Raw genomic sequence first — 23198 nt, 5'->3', positions numbered from 1 at the left:
GGTGGTTCGGTTTTTATTTAAATTACAAAATCCTCCGGAATAAACACTTTCACTTCTTTCGGCTGTACGTATACGAAATCACCCGCTTGAATGTTCAGCTGCTTGAACTGTTCTTTCGTAATTTCTGCTTCTAAATATTCATCTGTTCCGTCTCGTTTTAATTCTACATATACGATATTTCCGACTGCGTGAGAATAAGATACTTTTGCCGGGATTGCATCTATGCTTTGTTTCGTACGAGAGATTGATAAGTCATGCGGCCTTACGTAGGCTATTCCGTCTACGTTGGAAACGTGCTTATGCTCTGGTGCTTCTAGTTCGACCGATCCTACATTTAGCTTTCCTTTATGAACGCGGCCGTGAAATAAATTTACATTTCCTAAAAAGTCATATACAAACGGACTTGCTGGGTTTTCATATACTTCTTCCGGTGTTCCCATTTGTTCAATGCAGCCTTCATTCATTACAACGATGCGGTCTGCAACGTCTAACGCCTCTTCTTGATCATGTGTTACGAATACGCTCGTAATTTGAAATTCGTCATGTAATTTTCGGAGCCATCTGCGTAATTCTTTTCTCACCTTCGCATCGAGTGCACCGAACGGTTCATCGAGTAATAAAATTTTCGGTTCGACTGCAAGTGCCCGGGCTAGTGCAATACGTTGACGTTGTCCACCAGATAATTGCGCTGGATAACGTTTAGCAAAGCCATCCATTTTTACGAGCTTTAATAATTCTGTGACCTTTTCTTCTATCGCTTCTGCTGACGGTCTTAAGCTTTTCTTTCTTACTTTTAAACCGAAAGCGACATTCTCAAATACATTCATATGCTTAAAGAGCGCATAGTGCTGAAAGACGAAACCGACTTGCCTGTTTTTCACGTGAATGTCTGTTAAATCTTCTCCATCAAATGAAATAGAGCCTCCATCCGCTTCTTCTAATCCTGCAATAATGCGTAATAACGTCGTTTTCCCAGAACCTGACGGGCCTAATAAGGCAACAAGTTCGCCTTTTGGAATATCCAAATGAATGTCTGTTAGTGCTTGAAATGTACCATATTGCTTTGATACACCTTGAATTTGAATACTCACCGTAATCCCCCTTATTGTCGTTTTTCCATTCGCCATTCAATCCAGTTTTTTATAACGAGTGTAAACACTGCAATTAATGACATTAACGTCGCTACTGCAAATGCTGCTGAAAATTGATATTCATTGTACAAAATTTCAATATGGAGCGGCATCGTGTTCGTAATACCGCGCACGTGACCTGATACGACAGAAACGGCTCCAAACTCACCGATAGCACGGGCATTACATAGAATCATGCCGTATAAAAGACCCCATTTTATATTTGGAAGCGTAACGCGCCAAAACATTTTCCAGCCACTTGCGCCAAGTGATAAAGCTGCCTCTTCTTCACTTTTCCCTTGCGCCTGCATAACCGGAATTAATTCACGTGCAACGAACGGGAAGGTTACAAAGATTGTTGCGATAATAATACCTGGTACAGAGAAAATGATTTTCACTCCATGTTCAAGTAACCATTCGCCAAGAGCACCCCTCGGTGTGAAAAGTAAGACGAATACTAATCCTGCGATAACTGGTGACACAGCAAACGGCAGTTCAATAAGAGAGAGTAATATTTGTTTTCCTTTAAACTGAAACTTTGTAATAAGCCATGCCGCTGCGATTCCGAATACCGTATTCAGCGGTACAACGATTAACGTAACGAGAAGCGTTAACCTAATTGCTGAAAATGCTTCTTGATCTGTAATAGCGGCAATGTATACATCCATCCCTCTTTCAAAGGCTTTTAGAAAAATAGTTATGAGTGGCAGTAATAGAAAGAGAGATAAAAATAAAACTGTAATCGTAATTAATATGCCTGGTACAAGCTTAGATTCTTTTTTAGCTGATACGCTTTTTACTATTTTCTTTTCTAATAATGTTGGTTCCATTTTCTCTCCTCCTATTCACTTTTTAGTTCATGCCTTCTACTCCAGCTTTGAATCATATTAATAAGAAGAAGGAAAAGGAGGGAAATAATAAGCATCACGGTCGCTACAGCTGTTGCCCCCGCGTAATCATATTGTTCTAGTTTCGTCATAATCATCAGTGGTGCAATTTCTGTTTTCATCGGCATATTACCTGCGATGAAAACGACAGATCCGTATTCTCCTAATGCTCTTGCAAATGCGAGTGAAAAACCGGCAAGAAGAGCGGGAAAGATTTCTGGTAAAATGATTTTCACAAATATTTGTAAGCGGGATGCACCTAAACTCGAAGCTGCCTCTTCTACTTCTTTATCAATATTTTGCAGCACTGGTTGCACCATTCGAACGACAAATGGTAAACCGATAAAAGTAAGCGCAACGATAATTCCGAGTGGTGTAAAAGCTACTTTTATATGAAACAGACTAAATATTTTCCCAATCCATCCATTTTCCGCATAAAGCGTTGTAAGTGTAATACCAGCTACAGCTGTCGGAAGTGCAAATGGTAAATCAATGAGTCCATCTAATAGTCTTTTTCCTGGAAATTTGTAGCGTACGAGCACCCATGCTATTAATAAACCGAAAATGGCATTTACAATAGCAGCTGCAAATGAAGTTGTAAAACTAACTTGATAGGAATGCAACACACGCTCGTTCGTTATAACCCCAGCGAACTTCTTCCAACCTAACTGTGAAGTTTGAATAAATACGATAGAAAGTGGTATAAGTACGAATAAACTCATGTACAACATTGTAAATCCAAGCGATAATCCAAACCCTGGTAAAACACGTTTCTTCCTCATCCTCTTTCACCTCATCCCCCTTTAGCAGTACGCATTATTTTTGATAAATTTTATCGAATACGCCGCCGTCATTAAAGTGTTTCTCCTGCGCTTTTTTCCAGCCACCAAATAGTTCATCTACAGTAAATAATTGAACTTTCGGAAATTGGGATGCATATTTTTCTGCTACTTTTTCATTACGCGGACGATAAAAGTTTTTTGCCGCAATTTCCTGTCCTTTTTCTGAGTACAAATATTCAAGATACCCTTCTGCTACTTTTTTCGTTCCTTTTTTATCAACGACTTTATCTACAACCGCTACTGGTGGTTCTGCAAGTACACTAATAGAAGGGGTTACAATTTCAAATTTATCTTTTCCAAGCTCTTTTTGGGATAATAACGCTTCATTTTCCCATGCGATTAATACGTCACCAATTCCTTTTTCAACAAATGTTGTCGTTGCTCCGCGCGCTCCTGAATCTAATACTTCTACGTTTTTATAAATTTGGCTAACAAACTCTTTCGCCTTATCTTCACTATTATTATATTTTTTCAGTGCGTATCCCCACGCCGCTAAATAGTTCCAACGTGCCCCTCCTGATGTTTTTGGGTTTGGTGTAATGACAGACACACCTTTTTTCGTTAAATCAGCCCAGTCTTTAATACCTTTCGGGTTTCCTTTTCGAACAAGAAATACAATTGTTGACGTGTATGGAGTGGAATTATTCGCAAGTCGCTTCTGCCAATCTTCTGCTAATTGTTTTTTCTTACTAATCGCATCAATATCATAAGCAAGTGCTAGTGTAACAACGTCTGCTTCTAAGCCATCAATAACAGAGCGCGCTTGACTTCCAGATCCCCCGTGTGATTGTTTTACATTTACTGTTTGCCCGTGCTTCTCTTTCCAATACTTCGCAAAATCTTTATTGAAATCTTGATATAACTCCCTCGTTGGATCATAAGAAACATTTAAAAGCTCAACTGTTTTTTTATCTCCACTTCCTTCAGAATTACTAGTGGATGTTGCCGAACCACACCCTGATAAAAGTACAACTGCTGATAATAAAACACCTGTACTTTTCATAAACGCTGTCTTACCCCACTTTTTCATCGTTAAGCCCCCTTAGTTTATACAATAGAAAAAGGCACACAATATATTCACAAATGTGAACATTGTGCGCCTTCAGTTTATCTGATTAGCTTCTAATGTATTCTATTCGATTTCTTTTCATTTTAATTCTGTAATTCACATGTGTCAACTTGGAATTTGAATTTTCTTATTAAACTAAAATATTGGCATACGTTGAGCCCAATGATTTTTCAAATCAGCAAATTCTTTTGGTAACTTACTATTTTCATTCCATTCTAATTTATATGCATTTACTAACACCGTAGCCATTGATTCACAGTCCACTACTCCATTTTGATTAAAATTACCGTTCTTATCACTTTCAGAGTTCATCCATAATTTAACAAATAAGATATTGCACCCGACGTAAGCGTTAATTTCTTCTGTTCTACGTATGTCCCCTCCTTGTTGGTCATATACAGGTTTAAATATATGGCACCACCGCTTAATCAATACAAAAAAAAATGAGGCAACCACCTCCAAAGATGGTTGCCTCATTTTTACACTTGCATCGCTTTCTCTCTCAATGCTCTTCTTAACAACTTACCAGTCGTATTCTTCGGTAATTCTATTAAAAACTCAATGCTTTTCGGCACTTTATATTTCGCTAAATGTAACGTGCAGTAATGCATCAGCTCTTCTTCTGTTACGTTTGCTTGCTTCAAAACGACGTACGCTCGCACAGCTTCTCCTAAGTTTTCATCAGGAACACCGATTACGACAACTTCCGCTACTGATTCGTGCGTATATAATACTTCTTCTACTTCACGAGGGTATACGTTATAACCGCCAACTAAGACGATATCTTTTTTACGATCCACGATATAGAAGTAACCTTCTTCATCCATTTTCGCCAAGTCACCTGTATATAGCCAGCCGTCTTTCAATGTCGCAGCTGTATCTTCTGGTGCATTATAGTATCCTTTCATAACGTTAGGTCCGCGAACAATTAATTCACCGACTGCGCCGACAGGTACTTCTTCCCCAAGTTCATTTACAATTTTATTTTCTACATGCCAAATATTTGTGCCAATTGATCCTGGTTTCCGAGGACGATCTAGCGGATTGAAACAAGTAACTGGTGATGCTTCTGATAAACCGTATCCTTCTGAAACAATAACGTTAAAACGTTTTTCAAAGTTTTGCAGAAGAGCAACAGGCATCGATGCACCACCGGAAATACAAAGGCGAAGCGTCTTCACATCTTCTGCGCTTGCTTCTTCAAATAAATATAAATAATTGTACATCGTCGGTACGCCAGCAAAGATCGTTGGTTCGTACGTACGACAAATACGGAATACTTCTTTCGGACTAAATTTCGGTAACATTAAAATCGTTGCCCCGTTCACAATCGGTGCATTTACCGCAACTGTTAAACAGAATACATGGAACATAGGCAGTGCCGCAACAACGCGGTCATCAGCCGTATATTGTAAATACGACGCCACATCGTTCGCATTACTATATAAATTTTTATGTGTTAACATAGCGCCTTTCGGTTTTCCAGTTGTGCCCGATGTGTATAGAATAACCGCTACATCTTCTTCATCTAGTTCAGGACCTTCGTAAGTTGTATCTCCAGTCCCCACAAAACTAGTAAACGTTTTCATTTTTTCGGTTTCTGTATGGTTAAAATCTGATGAGGTTTCACATATGATGATGTTTTCTAATGAAGGAAGTCTTGTTGTAAGAGATTGTATAACAGGTAGAAGGACGTCGAGTACGATGATTGTTTTTACATCTCCATTTTGTAAAATATAATGCATTTCGTCTGCTGTATAAATTGGATTAACTGGAATAACAGTTGCTCCGGCTTTCATTGTTCCGTATAAACCGACCAAATAATGTGGTGAGTTCCCAACAATTAATGCGACATTGTCCCCTTTTCCAATGCCCATTTCTGCTAAATTGCTAGAAAACCTTGTGACCATTTTGTTTAATTGGTCATATGAGACCGACTGATCCATAAATATATAAGCCGGTTTTTCCCCCTTCTTTTTTGCCGTTTCAGCCAAAGATTGAACGAGATTCACAAAAACCCCACCTTTATAAAATTTAGAATATTTAAAAATTCTAAATTAATTATATTAAAAGAAAATTAAAGTAGCAAGTGATATTCTATTAACTGCATATAGACAGATCACCTTCTCTTAGTTTACTTTGGAAAAATAAGGGGATTTTATTTACAAGTAATTTATAACACTAGACCAAAAATCATTTTAGGATAATATGCACTCATCTTTTCTCTAAGTTTATCAAGTTCTTCTTTATTTAATGTCGTATGCTCCCCGTGCAAGTTAAGAGCATCCGCTCCATCTTCATGAAAATAAACGGTAACATATAATGCCGGTAACCCTATATTGTCTTCATCTATTGATAAGACGACATCTGGTGTTTTATTAACAGTGCTGAATGTTTCATTTCTTTTCCACTTCTTATTTTGAAACATGTCTTGTATATCATGTATCTTTCGTTTGTTATCTGTATGCGTAAAATATATAACATTATCCTCAGCCGGTTTTCCGATAGACAAAATTGTACGACTTGAGGGCGATCCACTGTTACACGCTGTCATTCCGACGGCGAAGCTGAGTAATAATACAACGTACATTACCCTTTTCATTTCGATTAGCCTCCTTTTGAATATATATATTCCTTTACGAGGGGCAAATGTCCTGTGATTTTATGTTTTGTGGTAAATGAAATTATATGAGCGATTTTTCAGTTATATCAGCGCAGCTCGATTTATATCGGCGATTTTCCAAATATATCAGCGCAACTCAATTTATATCAGCGATTTTTCAGTTATATCGACTTACCGACAAAACCTGACAATCTACGCAAAAAGAAAGAGGCTGCCCGTGATGGCAGCCTCCCTCATTTTTAGAAGAATAAATGTAAGAAATCTTCTGTTGTAATGTTACCGAAGTAACGTGCGATATCTACGCCTTCTAAAGCTACAGTGAATGCATCTTTATCGAATTGAACGCCTGTTAGACGCTCTTCGATATCATGAACATCTAGTGAACCGAAGAAGTCGCCGTAAATTTTACATTCTGTTACTGTTCCTTTTTTCACTTCAAGACGAACGTCAACTTGTCCAACTGGGAAGCGGTGTGAATGTTGTAAGTTGAACTTCGGTGATTTTCCGTAGTTCCAATCCCAATTTTGGTAACGTTCTTCAGAAAGTTTATGGATCTCTTTCCAATCCTCTTCTGTTAATTCATACGTTGGGATTTCTGTTTCTCCTTCAAAAATTGTTTCTAGAAGAAGTTGTCTAAACTCTTCTGTCGTCATTTCTTCGTTTAGAAACTCTGTAATGTTCGCAACGCGGCTACGGATTGATTTAATACCTTTTGATTGAATCTTATCCATTTTTACTTTTAATGCCGATACGACGTGATCGATTTCAGAATCAAATAGTAACGTACCGTGACTGAACATACGACCTTTCGTTGAGAACTGCGCGTTACCTGAAATTTTTCTACCTTCAGCTAAAATGTCGTTACGACCACTTAGTTCTGCATTTACACCTAATTTACTAAGCGCTTTCGTTACAGGCTCAGTAAATTTTTTGAAGTTGCTGAAACTGTCTCCATCATCTTTTGTAATAAAACTGAAGTTTAAGTTTCCTAAATCATGATATACTGCGCCTCCGCCTGATAGACGACGAACGACATGAATACCTTTTTCTTTTACGTAATCTGCATTAATTTCTTCTACTGTGTTTTGGTTTTTACCAATGATAATCGAAGGCTCATTAATGTAAAACAGTAAATATGTTTCGTTAATATCTAAATTCTTCACACAATATTCTTCAATCGCTAAGTTTATTCTAGGATCTGTAATCCCTTTATTATCAATAAATAACATCGTATCACCTCATGAGTTCCATACGTAACCACTATGCGCTAACGTAATATGGCCACTGAAAATTTGTTTTGCTTCTGTTACTAAATCAGATGGGTTGCCTGTATGCGGTAAGTGCGTTAATAAAAGTTCTTTTACATTCGCATCTTTTGCAATACTTGCTACTTCTGTACTATTCATATGCCCTGCTTTTGCAGCCTCTTGATGTGCATACATATTACACTCACAAATGAAAAGATCAGCATCTTTCGTGAATGGAATGAATTCAGGAATATAACTTGAATCAGCGCTGTATACTACAGCATCATCTCCAGCTGTAATACGCATCGCAAAGCATGTAACAGGATGAACAGTTTTTAAGAACGAAATCGAGAATGGTCCAACTTGAAGTGTTTCTTCTGGATTGTACGCGATTCCTTTCGTATGTGGTTCATGCGTTAAAGAATGGAATCCATTCTCGTCAAAGGTATGGCCGTATATTGGTAATTCCGGTAGTTGCCCCTTCGCCCCGCTCATAATTAATCTCGCATATTGCAATACCCCAATGTCCGCAACATGATCGTGATGATAGTGTGACAGTACAACTGCATCTATATGAGATGGTGTTATATATTTTTGAAGCTGTGCTAGTACACCACTACCACAGTCTACAAGTAAACGAAAACCATCGTGTTCAAACAAATACCCCGACGTTGCTTCTCCCGCTTCTGGAAAGCCGCCCCAAAAGCCGACAACAGTCATTTTCATATGTATCCATCCTTTCTAAAACCGAGTAGGAATGCAGTTTTTCTCCGTACTTGAGAAAGTTTTTTACTTACATCCTACATTGTTAACTATAATCCATTTCCTAAACTTTTTCATTAATTTTCAATTTTGTTATAAAACAGTTGTTGACTTTTATTTTTTGTACTAATACAATGATAGTAAGAAATGGAAATGGAGGGATTGACATGATCGATCAACCAATGGAGTTTTTCAGAAATTTACCGACGAAAACTTGTGCGCACTGCGGGAAAGAAATTGATGAGCAACACGAAGCATACCATAACAAATGTGATGATTGCGTTCACGAAGAATAGTAGTTTTTGAACATAAAAAAACCTAGCAGACATAGTCTACTAGGCTAATAACATCTTATCCTTCATCGTTGAACCTTTCACCAAGAGCTCCAGTTCAAACTCATACAATTCTTTTTTTCGATAATTTTTCGTATGGATTTTATCCATCATCAGGTCGACAACTTTTCTGGCCATTTCATCAATTGGCTGTTCAATTGTCGTAATACCTGGTTCTGTAATCTGCGATAATATTTGATTATCAAAACCGATAACAGCGAGATCATCTGGAATGCTCCAGTTATGGCGTTTCGCCTCTGAGATAATTCCAGCTGCTACCTCATCGCCTCCTGCCAAAATCGCGGTAGGATTTTTTTTGTCCTTTAATACTTCATGGAATATTCGTTTTCCATCTTCCCAAGAGAAAGCGTTTTCAAGAAAGTCAATCGCTTCTACTTGGCGGCTCTTCTCAGTTATTGCACGTAAAAAGCCCATTTTTCGCTGCTGGCTAACGACTTTGGTTTCGTTACCACGGCAAAAAATAAGATTACGATATCCTTGATCTAACACATGCTTCGCAGCTATGTATGCTCCTTGCGCATGATCAAACTTCACTGTTGGAATATTTGCTTCCTCAATATATTCATTACACAACACGATTGGACCGTGCTGTAAGTATGGCTCTACATCTTCCCACGGATTTTCTAGTGAACATAGAATAATCCCATCTACTTGTTTCGTAGATAATAATTGTAAATACTCCATCTCTTTTTCCGGTAAATATCTTGTTTGACAAATAATCAGTTTATATTTATGTTCAGAAGCAGCAATCTCGATTGCTTCAATAAATCTACTGAAGAAAGGATTTGTAATCCTTGGAACTAGCACCGCAATTGTTTCCGTTTTTTGTTTACGAAGCCTTCTCGCCGCAGAATTAGGAACGAAGCCTAAATGCTTCATTGCTAATTGAACCCTTTTTTTCTTCTCATCTGAAACATATGGATGATTATTAATCACCCTAGAAACCGTTGTCCTTGATAACCCTGCTAATTTCGCCACGTCCTCTATAGTCGACACGAAATTCTCCCCCTTTGCATGAAAACGTTTTCTTAAATTGATTATATAGTATATTATTGGAAACTGCAATATCGGTTGTTATGATTTTACTATATTAATATTATACATAGGTAAAAGTCTGTTAATGCATGGGCAATATACTGCTTTTAGAAATTTACGTTATGTACATTCCTTTTCTTAATACCATATATTCTTTATTTAATATAAAAGCCCATCAATACATCATCTCCATATGATCCATCTTCATATTTAATTTGCTTTCGTTGTCTTCCTTCTTCTACAAAACCCATACGTTTGTACACTTTAATTGCCCGATCATTAACAGAAACTACACCTAAGCAAATTTTCTCTAAACCTTTCTGCCCTTTAGCCCAACTAATAAGAAATTCAATTAATTTCGTGCCGATGCCTTGATTACAATACGCCTCTTTAATCCCCATTCCCATTGTGCCTGCGTGTTGTAACCGTTCTAGTTCATATCGGTTGAAAAGTAAAAAGCCTACCACCTTATAATCTACTTCATACACAATATAAAGATTACCTTTCTCATTACTTTTCCGTATCTTTTCTCTTTCTGCATCAATATCATTCGGTAATTTCTTTGGAGATACTATGAAAAACTTTGTAGTATTTTCCGATAATATAATTTCTTTTCTAATATTCATTATTGCTTCTGCATCAGCCTCTTTTGCTAATCGTATCATTGAATCACCTCGTACTTTTTCTTTTAAAAAATAATATTAAAACTATAAAACGTCCAATATGCAATATTGCATATTGAGAATCTTTTTACTCTTGATACAATATTCATACATCAAAATAAAAGGAATGTATGCAATGAATCCAATCTTAACAGCTGCAAAACAACTATTACATAAAGAAGAAAAGATTTTATCTACTTTAAAATGTTCACTTACTGGCTATATGATTACGCATAAAGTCCCATATCCTGGCATGTTACTTGCTACTAATAAAAGACTTCTCTTTTTTAGCCAATATAAAAACACATTCATTGCCGAATTTGATTATGAAAAAATTCTATCCATAGAAACGAAGAGAAGAATCTTTGACAAAAAAATAATATTTTACTATGAAGATGAATATATAACGCTTGGATACATTACAAGTTCGAATGTTGAAGCGTTCATAGACTTACTACAAAGAAACAGCAAGACTAGCACAGACTTATAATCAGCGGGGATCCCCTCGCTGATTCATTATTTTAATTCCTCCCACTTCGTCCAAACTTCTCTCCCGTTTATACGGTACATATTATCCTCTCTATCCATAAACCTATGTACAATAAATTCACGTCTAATTGTACAAAAATCATCATGATATTGTTTTATAAATGTATTAATTTCTTTTTCTGTATATTGATTTCCAGCATCTAACTTGCTAATTAAATGCTCTAACAATACTAGTTTTTTCTTCTTTTGACCTGGAATCGATTTTAAGCGATCCTCTTTATCGAAAAAGTTACGAATGGTCGTATCACGGAATTTCATTTCACTTTCAGTCATTTTATTGTCCTCCATTAATTTTTATACAACAAAACTTTATTGTTTGTCCTTACTATTCTTCTTCATTCTTTCACTTACAACATCCATAAAGTAATACCCACTAATAAGCACATAGTAAACTACAAGTATTCCTAGTGCATCTTTCATATTTATATATTTTTCTTTATGAAACAAGATAGGTGAAAGGGCGTAAACAAGAAAGATGATTAGCGGATTTAAGATAAAATGATAAGTAAGATTTCCTTTCATCATATCAACTCCTCTATTCTAGTTTTCTCTGTAAATTGTTGTAAATCCTTTTCTTTCGTTTAAACTGCACATGCGATATGGTGAAATTAAGGAGAAGGATGATTATAAATGATATTTCACTCTAAAATTGATAAATTTTTCTTATTCATTATCTTTTTTGCTATTTTTCACCATAGGTGCTTCAACACTGCTTCCTCTCTTATTCGATAATGAAGCTACTACGACAGACGTATATATTCTACTATCTATTTTCTTTGTATCTTCTGGTTTCCTATTATGGAATTCCTTTTCATTTTTACTCCTCTCACCCACACTTTCTTCAAACTGACTTACCACTTTTACATTTGCAACCTATTATTCAAATTAACAAATTAAAAATGGTAAATTATGTTACAATTAACTTATACATACTTTGGAGGGTACATAGTGAAAAAAGCTATTATAGTATTAAGCATTCTATATCTTATTTTAACCGTACATACAGGAGCTGTTCTTTTAGGAAAAGAAGATTATAGAAGTGCTATCAATACATTAAAAGAAACGAAAGAAGTCTCTTCATTTCAATCTGCAAAAGACGGTGTGATTTTATTAAAAGGAGCATTAACTACTGCGCAACCTATTACAGAGGAAAAACTTCAAAATAAAGAATTCGCACTCCTTGAAATTAATACGTATAAACGACGAAAAGCAAATTGGATAAACATTGATACAGAGCAACATATTGCAAAGCAGCTCTTACTAAATAATGAGGTTCTTCCTGCATTAAAAGAAATTCGTTTTTCGATGGAACCAATTACACTGTCAGGAAAAGATATTTCCATCGAAGATTACTCACTAAAAAAGGATGATACTCAATTAACAATTAAAAGTAAAGGATACCGATATACGGGAATAGAAAACAAATCAGACACTCTTATTTTTGGCATAAAAAAGGGGGATACCCTTGAAGGGTATAGTGGTTCTGAAATTCTAATAGGAAAAACAAAAGAGGAAATTGCTAGTAATATGAAACTATATACTTTTGCTGAAAAATATGGTCCATTTATTTGGATTGTAGCTACAATTATTCTTATAAGTATCGTTATATACTTGTTCCGTAAAAACAGAAAAACAAATGAACTTTCTCAACCAATGAAGTGAAACTTTAATCAGTGGGGGTTTCTTCATCCCCCACTGATTATTAGCCCTCACCAATCGGGCTTTAATGGGCAGTTGATCCCCACCTAACTTCTTTGCTTTCGCTGAATTTTGAGGTGGGGTCTTACTGCCCATCATTAAAGCGGGATAAAACAAAACTAATAAAAAAAGCACCAAAAAGGTGCTTTTATCTACGCTTCAACCGATTGATTTTCAAGCACATTTTTAAATTTTCGTTTGTGTATCAAAGTTAAAGAAACGATTGTTCCAAATGATAATACAACGATAAAAATCATGAGTATTCCTATGTTTTTCCACATGAAGTCAAAGTCTCCACTCGATACGACTGCTTTCAATCCTGATACAGAGTATGTCATCGGTAACCAAGCATTGAATGGTTGTAAAAACTTCGGAATCAACTCTAACGGGAATGTTCCAGCACTTGTTGTAAGCTGCATAATTAATGTGATGATGGCGATAAAACGGCCCGCATCACCAAATGCTGTTACTAAACATTGAATTAATGCAATAAACGCTAAACTTGTAACGATGCTAAAGAGTATGAAGTATGGAATACTTTGTACTTCTACACCTAATCCGAACAGTAATATAACATCTGCTACTATCGCTTGAATAATACCAACTGATAGTAAAACACCGAACTTACTAATAAACCAACTAAATCCTGATTTTGGAACGCCTACTGTATCACGTAATGGGTATACGATAGATAATAATAATGCCCCAACAAATAAACCGAGTGATAAGAAATACGGCGTAAATCCAGTTCCGTAGTTAGGAACTTCCGCCATTTTCTCTGTCTTCACTTTTACAGGACTTGCAAACATATCATACGTTTTATCCGTTCCTTTTACTTCCCCAGTTTTCTCTGCCCCTTCGCCAAGTTTCTCTGCAAGTTCACCTGAACCGTCGTTTACTTTTACGAGACCATCTGTTACTTTTCCTGAGCCATCTGCTAGTTTATTTACGCCGTCGATTAGCTGGGTTGAGCCAGTTGATAATGTGCCTAAGCCTGTTGTTACTTGACCGGAGCCGTCTGCTAATTGATTTACTCCACCTGCCATTTGATTTGCTCCTACAGATAATGTACCTAAACCGCCTGTTACTTTACTCGAGCCATCTGCTAATTGATTTACTCCACCTGCCATTTGGTTTGCTCCTGCAGATAATTGACCTAGGCCGCCTGTTACTTGACTTGAGCCATCTGCTAATTGATGTACACCACCTGCCATTTGATTTGCTCCTGCAGATAATGCACCTAAACCGCCTGTTACTTTACCCGAGCCATCTGCTAATTGATTTATCGCATCAATTAATTGACCGGATTCATTTTTAAATTTATTTGCGCCTTCTTTTGCTACATTTAAATTCTTACCAAACCCTTGGAAATTTTCAACAAATCCTTTTTGTGCACTGGCTAATTTCTCAATACCCTCTGTTAAAGAGTCCAATTTCGCTGTATTCGGTAGTTTGTTTTGTGCATCACTTGTTTTTTGATTTATTTCACCTTTTAATTGTTTTACTTCTTCATTTAATTTATTTGTTCCACCTGCTACCCCGGCAGCTTTTTGCTGAACTGTCGCTGTACTTTTTACAGCACTTGTTATGAATGGTTGTAACTGTTCTTGATATTCTTTCGGTAAACTTTCAATTTGCTTTTGTAAATTCACTACCTCTTGTTCTGCATTTTTGGCATCTCCTGCCGTTGATTGTGTAAGTTCATTTAACTGATTTACATTCGCCCCAGCTCCATCTATTTTCTCATTTACTGTATTCAATATAGAAGGGCCTTTCGACTGTATTTCCTCTAAACCTGCAGCAGAACTTTTCACTTTACTATTTAAATCTTGCAAACCCTTTTCAATTTTTTGAGAAGCTACCTCTAATTGGTTTTGTCCCCCAACCAGTTGTTCCATACCATTTGATAGATCAGTTGTTCCTGTTTGTAATTCGCCGGATTTACTTACTAGTTTGTTCAAGCCACCAGTCAGTTTCTCAGATCCATCATGCAATTCACCAATTCCTTTTTGCATTTCACCCGTTTTGCTATTTAACGTATTTAAACCGTCTGTTACTTTTCCTGATCCATCTACTAATTTTCCGATACCTGCTTGCATCTCACTTGTTTTACTATTTAACGTATTTAAACCGTTCGTTACTTTTCCTGACCCATCTACTAATTTCCCAATACCTATTTGCATTTCACCTGTTTTGCTATTTAACGTATTTAAACCTGCTGTTACTTTCCCTGACCCATCAAATAGTTTCCCTATACCTGTCTGTATCTCCCCAGACTTCCCTTGCAGTGTATGAAGGCCATCCGTCACTTTACTTGAACCATCATGCAGCTCACTTGATCCGTCGTGTAGTTTATTTGCTCCTTCCGCCCCATCTGCTAATCCTTTTGAGACGTCTTGAATGGAATCAAACATTTTCTCTGCATATGTTTTCGTTAACGTGCTTGCTACTTCACCTTTAATTTTTTCAATGGCTGTTCCGCCAATTTGTGAGGATAAGAAGTTCAAACTTTCGTTTGGAATATATTCTAAGTTTAATGGCTTCGGATCGTCTTTTAGTAACGTTGTAGCGTTACTTGAGAAGTCATCTGGAATGCGCACTAACATGTAATACTTTCTACCTTCCATTCCTTTCTTTGCTTCTTTTTCACTTACGAACTCCCATTTAAAACTTTTATTATCTTTTAAATTATCAACGAGCCCTTTTCCGACCTCAATTGGTTTCCCATCAAATACTGCGCCTTTATCTAAATTGACTACTGCAACTGGTAAGTCATCTAACTGTTTATACGGATCCCAAAAGGCCCACAAAAACATCCCTGCATATAAAATCGGTACGAATAAGACCGCAATAATTGGAATTAATATTTTTTTACTTTTTATAATTTCCGTGAACTCTTTCCGAAGTAACTGATTCCCTTTCATAATTTCTCCCCCTTTTATAAAATGACCAAAATGTTCATATAGTCATTTTTACCCAAACAAAAAGGCTATACTTGTTCATACATATGCCTTATCCCCGAATTTATTACTATGCAACTTTTTCTCATTATGATTATATTTTTTCTATATCCCCCCTTAACTTAAATATATGACCACATTGTTCATTCGGTCATTTTTTTATAAAATTAAAAGGATTATCTTAGTTTGACAATCCTTTTAGTAAATAAAGTTCAAATAACTCTGCAATTTTTTCTTTTTCTAGCGGTTCATGATTTTTTTCCCAATCAAAAATAAGCGATACATATAGACGAAGCATAATAAATGCTGTAATTTCTGGATCACATTTGCTAATTTCACCTTTTTCAATCGCAATCTTTAAATACGATTGAATAACAGAAACGATTTCCACATCAACTTGTTGCATAACTTCTTGTACTTCTTTCGTTCCCATATCGCGCTCTTCTTGAATTAATTTAATCATAAGCTGATGTTCTTTTCTAAATTCCAAGATGCTATATAATGCTCTATGTACATTTTCAAAAAATGAAACATCTGAATGAATTGCACTTTCTGCAACTTGCTTCATTTCTGTAATTAAATTAGAAATAATTTCACCAAATAGCTCTTCTTTATTTTTGAAAAAAGTATAAATCGTTCCTTTTCCTACATTCGCTAACTTCGCTACTTGATCCATCGTTGTTGCTTTATAGCCGAACGCTGAAAAAGACTTTGTTGCAGCTTCAATAATAGAACGTTTTCGATCTATCGCCACATTGTCACCTCCAAAAATGACCAATTGGATAATATAGTCAATCAGTACATCTTTGATATTACCACACGCTTACATTCTATACAAGTTCTCTTTTTATTATTTCCAGTATAAAAAAATTTCAGTCAAGTTATATCATACTGTCCATAGTTTATCAAAAAGTATACTTGTATGGAAAGCTAGAATATATTCGTAAATAATTGCTGACTAGATCCCACTAGAAACTTAATAAAATAGACAGTGTTCTTAAAACCAAAGTTTTAAGAACACTGTCTATTATTTTGACATAGAAAGTAATATTTTCTCCATCTCTTTCTTAGTTAGATCATCATCAATTATCTCTTCGTATATCTTTGTATCTCTTGTAAAAATATCATTTACTATGACAATTTGATAATCACTATTCTTACCTTGTGCTGGTACAAACATTTTGAGTCCTTTTAACTTACTCTCTCCTTGAGAATATTTATTATATACCATTTCTTTCCCGTCTAAACTATAACTTTCTAGATTCTCTTCTCCAGGCATCATGTAGTGTAGTGGATCCTTACCACCATTAACATTACCATCCATATACATCCTTGACTGGTAAATTGTAAAACCATATTTCCCTTTTGTATATTCTGATTTAATAACTAATTCTACATCTCTTCCAAAATATGAATCAGCCCATTCTCTCTTTAATTCATAACCTTCAGGTATATAAGTTGGCTCCTTAATTTGATACGGTACATGTTCTTTTGCTTCTTCTATAGTATATGTTAAAGACTTCTGCAATTTATCATTAAAAGGGTTTAATTTCTTCTGAATACTAGCTAATTTTTCTTGATCAGTTTTATTCAAACGTTCAAGATTAATTTCCTTTGTATCTCCATCATAATTCTCAGGCACATTTTTCTTAACCATTGCTTGTTTCTGAATTTCGCTAGCCTCTTTAAATAATTGGACATATTGCTCAAATTCTTTTTTTGTAAAATTCTTTTCTGCCAAATACAAAAGATCTGTATCTCTTTTATATGACTTTATCGACATACCCCATTCTCTACTTGCATTCTCTGGTGTACCATATACTGTTTCTATCGCTTTTTCAAATGCCGCTTTAGATTGCTTATTTTCTACAACCTTTTCCTTCTGTCTTTCATCTCCCTCGGTTATCCTTGCATTTAATAAAAATCCGCCTGCTATAGCTGCTATCGCAATCACTCCAAGTAAAGAAAGACGATACGATTTCTTTTGGAATTTTTTAATCATAATGATTCTCCTTTTTAGTGCTCGTTTATTTCTACTTAAATTTGCTAGGCTTGGTACTTGATAGGAATAGTGTTCTAAAAGGGTAATAATTGTATGACCGTATGCAATTTGTTCCTCTTTATCTATAAAAGTAAGTGCATATGCATCACAGGCTAATTCTTGATCTTCTCGCATACAAAAATAGGCGTACCAAAGAATTGGATTGAACCAATTTAATAGGATTAAACTGTACATAATCCAATTTACAGCTACATCGTTTCTCTTAATATGAGCTAACTCATGGTAAAAGACATATTGTAATTGTTGTTCATTTAATACTTTCATATGTTTTTTTGATAGTAATACTTTCGGGCGAAAGAAACTAAAAACCGTTGGACTTGCAATCTTTCCTGCAAGACGTAATGAAACTGCCTTCTTCATTTTCATAGACTGCTTACAGCGATTAAACACTGTAGTGACCTGTTCGTCCGTAATATCCGGTTGTTTCTTTATGTAAGAATATAAACGTCTATTTGTAAGAAACGTGATGGCTGCTAATATGATTACCCCAGCTAGCCACACATACAAAGCAAGTTTGTATAAAGAAAATGTAGTCTGTTTTTCCGAACTGACTTTTACTTCCGGTTCGCTAGTTTTTGTCACCATTTTAGAATTTGATTCCAATTCCACTTTTCGGTCGCTTTCTATGTTCACTATATTCTCAGTAGCCGGCATATTTTTTGGAATAACTTCCGATACGCTAGAACTATAAGAAAGTAATGAGTAAATGCTATAAGAGCTATCTGGCGACCACGGTAAAAGGAGTCTTATCATTAATACGATCCACAGCATATATTGCCACCGGGGGGTTAATTTATTTCTAAATAGAACTTTTATACATAAAATAAATCCGACTAATATGCTAGCCATAAGTGACGTTTCTATAAGCCAATCAAAAAAATGAGGAAGGTATACATTTATAAGCGTGTTTATCATTTTTATCGATCCTTCCTCTTATTCTCCTCTGTCTTCTCATCTAAAATGCGTTTTAATTCATTAATATCTTCTGAAGATAATTTCTCCTCTTTTAAGAAATTAACAAGTAATGGCTTAAACGCTGCACCGCAAAAACGTTTTAGTAAAGATTTCGTTTCCACTTGCAAATAATTATCTTGTGATACTAACGGGTAATAAGCGTACATACGCCCTTTATCTTGATGGTAAGCAACGGCTTCCTTTTGCACTAATCGATTAATTAATGTGCGGATTGTTTTCGGTTTCCAGTCCATTGCATCTTCCAGTTCTTCTATAATTTCATTAGCTGTTTGCGGAGAATTCGACCAAAGTACTTTCATAATTTCTAATTCCGCTTCAGATATTTTAGGTAATTGATTTGTCATCGTCTGTTTCACTCCTAAGTATTACATTTGTAATCTATAATCAAGATTACAAATGTAATACTTAATTGTCAACCATATTTTAGAAAAATTAATTTCAGCTAAACCTTACTTCACAACAACAAAATTCCTCTTTTTCAAATAATCAAATAAAAAAACAAGAAAATCTTTACAATTAATAGTAATATAGAAAATAGACAAGTTTATCAAAACAGTGGAGGCTTTTTCAGTCATGATGCGTGCACTTCGTTTAAATATAAAGCAAGCTTTTTGTAGTCGTATTTCTTTAATTATGATGCTTAGTGGATTCGTTCTTATTTGCATTTATCACTATTATTATGTAATTCGTTATTTAGGAAACGCAGCAAATGGTCCTATATCAACAGATTTAAAATGGATTGGATTTCGCGACAATGAAATGGATGTTTATTTATTATTAATGCCAGTTATTGCGAGTTTCCCCTTTAGTACAAGTTACAATTCGGATAAGTCCGATGGTTTTAAACCGTTTGTGAGTAAGGGGATTTCTATATTTCCTTATTCAGTAGCGAAATATATCGTTACGTTTTTTTGCGGAGGATTTCTTTATACACTTCCATTCATCTTATCGTTATTATTTTGCAAATTAACCATTCCAGACGGAACACCTACGGTTGGTTCAGGCATCATAAATGCTGATGGAATGTTCGCAAACCTATATTTTGATGCGCCTCTCACTTACATTGCTGTATATATCGGAATTAATTTTTTATTTGCAGGTTTAATGGCCCTTTTAGGACTTGCTGCATCTGTATGGTCACAAAAAGACTATATGGCAATTCTCTTTCCATTTGCAGCCGCCTCCATTCCTTACGTCCTGCTAAATACAATACTTCCTTCAATAGGCGGAGCACCTTTTCATTTATATGATCCGAAACAACCATTGCAAGGCATGTCACCATATATTTTAATGACGCAATGTGCTTTCTTCCTTTTCGTTAGCTTACTTATGTATATACAAGGAGTAAAGCGGGATAGAAAAAAATATAAAAGAAGACTACAAAAAAGAGAGCGGTGTAGAAAAGCGTTTCAAGTATAATAAAACCCTAATTTCCTTACTATATTGGAAATTAGGGTTTATTTACTATTCACTTATGGCGTACCTGCCACTCCCCATAAAATAACGACCGCTACAAAGTAAATCGCTTTAATACCTACAACTAAACATAATGAAACAATTGCATATTTACTTAATTCTCTTCTTGCACCTATTAAAGTGAAAATAACCGCCAAACTAAATGTTATATAAGAAGCTGCTGTATGTATTAAGTTATACGTAATATCTAGATTGCTTGTAAGTCCTGTTATATCAGCTACAAACTGAAGCATGATGATCGTACTAAAAAAAATTGCAAACTGATTCATTACCTTTCCATTTATTTGTAACTGCATTGTTGTCCCCCTTATTAAAAACTAAATATTCAATCAATTTTATCATTAGATTACAAAAAAAGGAATCATCTCTTTATACTATTCTATAACGATGCAAAAAAAGAACGCTTAGTCAACTAAGCGTTCCCTACTTTAAGAAGCCTTCTTCAAATCAATTTGAGCAAGTACTGGGTCGTGGTCACTTACACGTCCGTGTTCTTTCATAATGTTTGAGTTTAAGTGTACTGGGTCTACAATTGTGTGTGGTGCGATATTGTTTGTTACTAAAATATGATCTAACACTTGTGCATTTCCTTCATGAATGTACGTGTAGCGGTTCTCTTTCGGCACTGTGTTTAACATATCTTTTAAGATTGTTCCCTCTAGTGTTTTTAGTGGTTTAGAGAATTCGAAATCGTTCATATCACCTAACACAACAACTGGTGCATTTGTATTCTTTTTCTGAATTCCTTGCACGAAATAATTTACTTCTTGTGCTAACTGAATTCGTTTGTCTTCACTCTTTAATACGAGCGGCTGCACTTTTCCAAATGGCGTTGCATCTCCTAGTTTTGAGTTTAAGTGATTTGCAACGACAACAATGTTTTGTCCTTGGAACGTAAATTCTGCCGCTAGCGGTTTACGTGTACTTTCAAACAATGGATTTTCGTCTCCAATACGAACAACATTTTTATCAAGTAACTTCGGTACCGTCGCTAATTTCACGCGTGATGGATTATAGAAGAAGCCGACGCGAATATTCGCTCCTGGTGCTCCTCCATCTTGATTATTGTTTGGAGCGATTTCTACATACTCATACTTCGGTCCACGAATTTCTAGAACTGCATCAATGATACGTTTTGCGCTTAATGACGCATCTGTTGTACCGTCATTAATTGATCCGTTATTATCTTGCATTTCCTCTACACCGATAATATCTGGCATTTTTAAGTTGTATTTAATAGAATACGCTAACGCTTTTACTTTTTCATCAGTTGTTTCTTTTTTATTCGCTGAGAAGTTTTCAATGTTATATGTAGCAACCGTTAACTTATCAAGACGTGGCTGAATATTTGCCCCTACTTGCTTAAATCCACCATCCACTACAGCTGGCAGTTCTGTTATTGGCGAAATACGGAAAGAACCGTAATCATATCCTACTACCCCTGTTATATCTCCAGTAAAAGTATCTCCTACTTTTGCTACATAATCGCGAGGTACTTTTACAGAAAGGCGCTCTGGGTTTAATTGATTTTCATCTAATAGAGGTGTGCCATATTGTGTTACTATTTTATCTCCACCATTTTTTACTGTTACATATAAATTTCCGTTTTTCTGAGGTGTAATAATTTTTGGTGTTGGCATCGTAACACGCATACCTTCTATACTTTCATAGAAGTCGATTGCATCTTCATTTGGATCAAATAAACCAAATGCATCATTATCAATAATCTGATCCGGGATTTTCACACCGTTTTCCCCAAGTACAATCGGTGCTGGCAAAGATTGATCTTTTGCGATTACAGCAACGCGGCTCGCTTTAATTTCAGTCGTCGTTAAGTCTGTTTCAAATCGTTCTGCATATCCTGGTCCAACATATTCTTCTACTACTCCATCAACTTGAATAAGATCTCCTACTGCTACATTCGCATCTTTTTTATATACGTACATACCTTCTGAAGTAGCTGGATCATTATCTGGCTGATTATCTTCTATATAAAAGCCGTTTTTATCAAGCGCTGTGACAACGCCTTCCACATTGTTTACTTTCTTCCCGTTGTAAGGAGACATATGTGATTTCCCTTGAATGTCATGAATACGAACCTGTTCATTATTTACGATAATAAATGAAAATGTCGAAATTGCTGAAGGAGTAAGTCCTTCTTTTTCTGCGATTGCTTTCACTACACTATTTTCATTCACTATAATTTGTCCATTATAACGAACACTTTTATTAGTAGGATTAGAGCCATCTAACGTATAGTAAATTGTTGCACCTTCTGTATTCGTCGTTAATGTTACCGCTGTTCCTTTAGCAACTTCTCCGCCGTTCGGTGAAGCTACTACATCGCTAACACGGTTTTGTCCTTCACCTTGAAACTTATAAGCTGTTACTGATTTTAGACCTGGGTTACTAAAATATAATTCAAGAGTCCCAGTCAAACTAACTTTCTTCCCGATATTTTCAGGGTGATCTTTTACATTCACTGCCGTTCTCACATCACCTTTCGGTAACTGAACGGGCATGATTTTGTCTGGATTCGTTTCGTTTGGTGAACCTGCAATTGCTACGTTTGTATCATCAAACTTAGCTGGATCCTTCGTATATTTAGAAGAACTTTGCGTATATCCAACAATATATCCTTCCACAATCCCCTTCGTTTTCCCTTGCTGCTTAAATACTTGAATTGCTTTTTCTACTGACATAGAAGCAGTTTCTTCTGCTTGCGCTAAAGTTCCAGTAAATGAAAGCAATAGCAAGAATGATAAAAAGACACTTAACAAATTCTTCACAGCCATTTTCCTCTCTCTATTTCATATTTTCTCAGCATTTCTATCATAACAAATGATTCGTTATATAGAACTATTTTTC

24 protein-coding genes are annotated in these 23198 nt (G+C 35.7%); 4 read left to right on the top strand and 20 right to left on the bottom strand.

Going from position 1 to position 23198, the window contains the following annotated elements; genetic code table 11:
• Positions 1 to 17 precede the first annotated feature (17 nt).
• The 9 genes from BHV55_RS05900 to BHV55_RS05860 form a co-directional block, all read right to left on the bottom strand.
• Complete coding sequence (locus tag BHV55_RS05900; protein ID WP_000027093.1) at positions 18 to 1091, bottom strand: sulfate/molybdate ABC transporter ATP-binding protein; 1074 nt, start codon at positions 1089 to 1091, stop codon at positions 18 to 20.
• A gap of 11 nt (positions 1092 to 1102) precedes the next feature.
• Positions 1103 to 1960, bottom strand: coding sequence for a sulfate ABC transporter permease subunit CysW (gene cysW / locus BHV55_RS05895; protein WP_070757226.1), 858 nt, complete (start codon positions 1958 to 1960; stop codon positions 1103 to 1105).
• An 11-nt stretch (positions 1961 to 1971) separates the two neighbouring features.
• On the bottom strand, positions 1972 to 2799 hold the full coding sequence (gene cysT / locus BHV55_RS05890; RefSeq protein WP_001227879.1) for a sulfate ABC transporter permease subunit CysT: 828 nt from the start codon (positions 2797 to 2799) through the stop codon (positions 1972 to 1974).
• A gap of 34 nt (positions 2800 to 2833) precedes the next feature.
• Positions 2834 to 3889, bottom strand: a complete 1056-nt coding sequence (locus tag BHV55_RS05885; RefSeq protein WP_070757227.1) for a sulfate ABC transporter substrate-binding protein — start codon at positions 3887 to 3889, stop codon at positions 2834 to 2836.
• 174 nt (positions 3890 to 4063) lie between these two features.
• Positions 4064 to 4240 (bottom strand): hypothetical protein, encoded by a 177-nt coding sequence (locus tag BHV55_RS27725; protein ID WP_001999272.1) that lies wholly within the window; start codon positions 4238 to 4240, stop codon positions 4064 to 4066.
• A 167-nt stretch (positions 4241 to 4407) separates the two neighbouring features.
• Positions 4408 to 5940, bottom strand: coding sequence for a fatty acid--CoA ligase family protein (locus BHV55_RS05875; RefSeq protein ID WP_070757228.1), 1533 nt, complete (start codon positions 5938 to 5940; stop codon positions 4408 to 4410).
• Positions 5941 to 6101: 161 nt separating this feature from the next.
• Entirely contained in the window at positions 6102 to 6530 is a 429-nt protein-coding gene (locus BHV55_RS05870; protein WP_000832615.1) for a hypothetical protein, read from the bottom strand.
• Between the two features lie 260 nt (positions 6531 to 6790).
• The gene (lplA, locus tag BHV55_RS05865) at positions 6791 to 7780 is read right to left on the bottom strand and encodes a lipoate--protein ligase (protein WP_000897281.1); all 990 of its coding nucleotides are present in this window, start codon (positions 7778 to 7780) and stop codon (positions 6791 to 6793) included.
• A gap of 9 nt (positions 7781 to 7789) precedes the next feature.
• Positions 7790 to 8524 (bottom strand): MBL fold metallo-hydrolase, encoded by a 735-nt coding sequence (locus BHV55_RS05860; protein ID WP_000784680.1) that lies wholly within the window; start codon positions 8522 to 8524, stop codon positions 7790 to 7792.
• A 203-nt stretch (positions 8525 to 8727) separates the two neighbouring features.
• Between BHV55_RS05860 and yhfH the strand changes: the two genes are divergently transcribed.
• Positions 8728 to 8856, top strand: coding sequence for a protein YhfH (gene yhfH / locus BHV55_RS05855; protein ID WP_000567010.1), 129 nt, complete (start codon positions 8728 to 8730; stop codon positions 8854 to 8856).
• A gap of 39 nt (positions 8857 to 8895) precedes the next feature.
• Here yhfH and BHV55_RS05850 read toward each other — a convergent pair whose 3' ends face one another.
• Positions 8896 to 9909, bottom strand: coding sequence for a LacI family DNA-binding transcriptional regulator (locus tag BHV55_RS05850; protein ID WP_000103715.1), 1014 nt, complete (start codon positions 9907 to 9909; stop codon positions 8896 to 8898).
• Positions 9910 to 10103: 194 nt separating this feature from the next.
• On the bottom strand, positions 10104 to 10613 hold the full coding sequence (locus tag BHV55_RS05845) for a GNAT family N-acetyltransferase (RefSeq protein WP_000620018.1): 510 nt from the start codon (positions 10611 to 10613) through the stop codon (positions 10104 to 10106).
• A 133-nt stretch (positions 10614 to 10746) separates the two neighbouring features.
• Here BHV55_RS05845 and BHV55_RS05840 point away from each other — a divergent pair, with 133 nt between their 5' ends.
• Positions 10747 to 11100, top strand: a complete 354-nt coding sequence (locus tag BHV55_RS05840; RefSeq protein WP_070757229.1) for a PH domain-containing protein — start codon at positions 10747 to 10749, stop codon at positions 11098 to 11100.
• Positions 11101 to 11126: 26 nt separating this feature from the next.
• Here BHV55_RS05840 and BHV55_RS05835 read toward each other — a convergent pair whose 3' ends face one another.
• The 3 genes from BHV55_RS05835 to BHV55_RS05825 form a co-directional block, all read right to left on the bottom strand.
• The gene (locus tag BHV55_RS05835) at positions 11127 to 11432 is read right to left on the bottom strand and encodes a DUF2087 domain-containing protein (RefSeq protein ID WP_000140286.1); all 306 of its coding nucleotides are present in this window, start codon (positions 11430 to 11432) and stop codon (positions 11127 to 11129) included.
• Between the two features lie 36 nt (positions 11433 to 11468).
• Complete coding sequence (locus BHV55_RS05830) at positions 11469 to 11684, bottom strand: hypothetical protein (protein WP_070757230.1); 216 nt, start codon at positions 11682 to 11684, stop codon at positions 11469 to 11471.
• A 138-nt stretch (positions 11685 to 11822) separates the two neighbouring features.
• Positions 11823 to 12017, bottom strand: a complete 195-nt coding sequence (locus tag BHV55_RS05825) for a hypothetical protein (protein WP_042890589.1) — start codon at positions 12015 to 12017, stop codon at positions 11823 to 11825.
• 51 nt (positions 12018 to 12068) lie between these two features.
• Here BHV55_RS05825 and BHV55_RS05820 point away from each other — a divergent pair, with 51 nt between their 5' ends.
• On the top strand, positions 12069 to 12821 hold the full coding sequence (locus BHV55_RS05820; protein WP_003283506.1) for a hypothetical protein: 753 nt from the start codon (positions 12069 to 12071) through the stop codon (positions 12819 to 12821).
• Positions 12822 to 13009: 188 nt separating this feature from the next.
• On the opposite strand, the gene BHV55_RS05815 is transcribed toward BHV55_RS05820, so the two are convergent.
• The 4 genes from BHV55_RS05815 to BHV55_RS05800 form a co-directional block, all read right to left on the bottom strand.
• A complete protein-coding gene (locus BHV55_RS05815; protein WP_070757231.1) occupies positions 13010 to 15781 on the bottom strand; it encodes a YhgE/Pip domain-containing protein in 2772 nt (923 codons plus the stop codon).
• 217 nt (positions 15782 to 15998) lie between these two features.
• Complete coding sequence (locus BHV55_RS05810; protein WP_069604994.1) at positions 15999 to 16571, bottom strand: TetR/AcrR family transcriptional regulator; 573 nt, start codon at positions 16569 to 16571, stop codon at positions 15999 to 16001.
• Between the two features lie 273 nt (positions 16572 to 16844).
• Positions 16845 to 18794 carry a M56 family metallopeptidase gene (locus BHV55_RS05805; RefSeq protein ID WP_070757232.1) on the bottom strand — a complete coding sequence of 650 codons (1950 nt, stop codon included), beginning with the start codon at positions 18792 to 18794 and terminating at the stop codon, positions 16845 to 16847.
• 2 nt (positions 18795 to 18796) lie between these two features.
• Positions 18797 to 19198, bottom strand: a complete 402-nt coding sequence (locus BHV55_RS05800) for a BlaI/MecI/CopY family transcriptional regulator (RefSeq protein WP_048568194.1) — start codon at positions 19196 to 19198, stop codon at positions 18797 to 18799.
• A 229-nt stretch (positions 19199 to 19427) separates the two neighbouring features.
• On the opposite strand from BHV55_RS05800, the gene BHV55_RS05795 reads away from it, so the two are divergent.
• Positions 19428 to 20273 carry a hypothetical protein gene (locus tag BHV55_RS05795; protein ID WP_000984174.1) on the top strand — a complete coding sequence of 282 codons (846 nt, stop codon included), beginning with the start codon at positions 19428 to 19430 and terminating at the stop codon, positions 20271 to 20273.
• A gap of 53 nt (positions 20274 to 20326) precedes the next feature.
• On the opposite strand, the gene BHV55_RS05790 is transcribed toward BHV55_RS05795, so the two are convergent.
• Together BHV55_RS05790 and BHV55_RS05785 are read right to left on the bottom strand one after the other, a co-directional pair.
• Positions 20327 to 20626 (bottom strand): hypothetical protein, encoded by a 300-nt coding sequence (locus tag BHV55_RS05790; protein ID WP_001176845.1) that lies wholly within the window; start codon positions 20624 to 20626, stop codon positions 20327 to 20329.
• A 132-nt stretch (positions 20627 to 20758) separates the two neighbouring features.
• Positions 20759 to 23125 (bottom strand): DUF6359 domain-containing protein, encoded by a 2367-nt coding sequence (locus BHV55_RS05785; protein ID WP_070757233.1) that lies wholly within the window; start codon positions 23123 to 23125, stop codon positions 20759 to 20761.
• Positions 23126 to 23198 lie beyond the last annotated feature (73 nt).

Source organism: Bacillus sp. RZ2MS9 (assembly GCF_001816185.2).
Taxonomy (GTDB): Bacteria; Bacillota; Bacilli; order Bacillales; family Bacillaceae_G; genus Bacillus_A; species Bacillus_A cereus.
This window is presented reverse-complemented; position numbering and strand designations above follow the sequence as displayed.